Here is a 2,550-nt window from a genome sequence, read left to right on the forward strand (position 1 = left end):
AATCAGGCGCCGGCCGCAGGCTCAAGGGCGGATCTCACTGCGATCGCGACACATTCCGAAGACCCATTCTGCAACAGGCTCCAAACAACTCGGTCTTGTCGGGGGTCGATTGCTGGAATTGCCAGACAGGATCAAATGTAGTCACTTCCCAGAAGCAAGCTCCGAAGCGTGGCGCATCAAAACTACCTTGACCATGAGACGCCTCGGCGACCACAGCGAGGAGCGGAAAATTCTCGATTTGCTCTAGAATGAGCCTTGAGTCAGGGTTTTCGACTTGCCTAGCCTGGTCGACTCTAATGACCCGTTCGGAAATGAGCCGTGCAGCCTTGTTAGTAGTTCCGCTGAAGGGCTCCACATCGATCGCAGAGAAGATATGATTTTCGCTCGGGATGTTTGGTGACGTTATCGAGACCGCCACGCTGACAACTTCACCACCTATCGAATCAAAAGCTCCGGCACCCAAACGCGAAATCAGGTTGACGGTTCTATGGGTCAGGTAATTCTTTCTTAGCTTTGTATATTGGGTGAGGTAGAATCAGTTTTGGGTGCAGACAAGGGCGCAGGTTCCGCCTTGTGCCGACAATGAGAGGCACCTCTCATTGAATGTTGTGGCAAGATCAGCTTTTGATAGAGGATACTCTTGTTTGCAGAACGCGCCGAGGATTGAATCCTGTCGAGCGCGCCCAAGATAGGGAACGTTCGTAAGGACTAGAGAAAATTCTGCTGCGAGGATATTTGCCGCTTTCGCCATGCCTTGTGCCGCCACGGCCATCTCACGTGCCTCTTCCGTATCAGAGGCCGTCAAGATCGACGCCAACAGTGGCTCCAGCTTTTCGAACCCCTCGCGGAAGATGTCAGCGCTGGCGCGGCGCGGATCGATCAGGCTGCCGAGCCAAGGTGCCTTGGCGAACAGGTCATAGAGCGCTTCGAGTCCGTTCTTGACGCGCTCCTCCAGCCCATGGGTGAGGAGGTTCTGCTCGATGCCGAGCAGATCGCGCTTTGCCGCCGGATCGGCCACCGTCACGGCCCTCTCCGCCAGCTTCAACCACTCGGCCTTGGTGACGCCGATGGCGAGGCCTGAACAGGCGAGGTTGACCTGCGGCAGGACACGGAAACCTACCCGCTTCCATGCGGCGAAGGCGAGGTTGAACGCTGCGATCTGGGTGCAACGCGGGTCGATCTCCAGCCCGAAGAGATTGTTGCGCAACACTGCGTCAATGGCGTCGCGTTCGCTCAGGTCCTCTTCGGCCATGCGGAAGGCGACGAGGATCGGCAGGGCGAAGAGGAGGAAATGCCCAGATCCCATGCAGGGATCGAGCACGGTAATGTCCTTAGCGGCCTTGGGCCAGCCATCAAACGTGCCGGCCGCCGGCCGCCACGGTCCCTCCGCCCCATCTTCCGCTTTATCGCGGACGAAGCGGAGATAGGTCCAATCCACGTCACCGACGCTACAGGCCGCGCGGAGAGCATCCTCGCTCGCCGCCGATGCCGCCAAGCCGGGATTGCTGGCCAGCACCTTGCCCGCCCGCCAAGCCCCGAGCGTGTTGTGCAGAAGGAAAAGGACCATGTAGTCCTCGGTGAAGAGCTGGGTGACGGCCGGCAGCTCGTCAGCGCCGATCTTCACTTCGGACCTGTTGACCTCGTCCTTTTTCTCCGCCTGCCAGAACTGATAGACCCATCCAAGGCTGTCATCGGCTTCGAACACTGCCTTTGGCAGCGCCTTAAGCAGGTCCTCGAGTTCCGACCGCGTCTCCGGCGGGAGCGCGATGTCCAGGACCGGATCGTCCTTGCGAAAGATCTGCGGCAGCATGCGTTCGGCGTAGTCGCTGGCGAGCGGCAACCAGTCGGCCCCCTTCTCGCGGGCGAGTTCCTGAACCTCATCCAGGCTGATCGCGACCCCGGACTCCGGCTCGATCAGCAGGTCGGTCTCGGCGAGGAAGCGCGCGAAGAGCATCCGGTGCCAATGTTCGTAAGCGCATTCCTGCGCGAGATGCGCGGTCGCTTGCGCGCCCGTCTTTGGGTCACGCCGATCACCCAACTGCCGGCCATGGGCGCGAAGCCCGGTGCGCAAGGCGCGTTGCTCGGCCGTCAGATGCCTCGGCGACTCCGCCTCGCCGACGCCGAGCTGCGCTATCGCCTAGCGCGCGCCGGCTTCAGCGACATTTCGCGCCTTCTTGACCGCGCGTTCCAGGTCCTTGCGAAGGGTGCGTTCCAAAACAACCATAATTCGCGCTATCCGATCAGTGCCGCGATGGTGGAAAACATGATCTCGGCATGCGGGCACCGCGCGCGGACCTTGGCGGGAGATATTCTTTTCAGAAGATCGCTGGCATGGCGAATTTTCTGGTATTCGCCTTTTTGAGTCGGCCTGGTTGCCGCTGCCAATTTTGTGGCGCAGTCAATCTTGGGTTCTTCTTCAAGATTCTGCCTGGTGGGTAGCGAATTTCCGCGGAAATGCTGACCGTAGTAGAGGCTGTTGCCGAATGCCCGCTACCCATGGTTTGACGCCGTCTGCTGACGGCTTGGGAGCTTGGCGGGGGTCTCGCGCGG

Annotated in this window: 1 protein-coding gene and 1 pseudogene; both read right to left on the reverse strand. The window is 60.0% G+C overall.

The genetic code is table 11. The features are described 5' to 3' along the window. Nucleotides 1-535 precede the first annotated feature (535 nt). Complete coding sequence (locus IEW15_RS25210; protein ID WP_188583255.1) at nt 536-1,954, reverse strand: Eco57I restriction-modification methylase domain-containing protein; 1,419 nt, start codon at nt 1,952-1,954, stop codon at nt 536-538. A gap of 278 nt (nt 1,955-2,232) precedes the next feature. Next, nucleotides 2,233-2,406, reverse strand: a pseudogene (locus IEW15_RS26825) (DUF4276 family protein); the annotation flags it as partial. Nucleotides 2,407-2,550: the final 144 nt, after the last annotated feature.

Source organism: Tistrella bauzanensis, from assembly GCF_014636235.1.
In the GTDB taxonomy this organism is placed as follows: Bacteria; Pseudomonadota; Alphaproteobacteria; order Tistrellales; family Tistrellaceae; genus Tistrella; species Tistrella bauzanensis.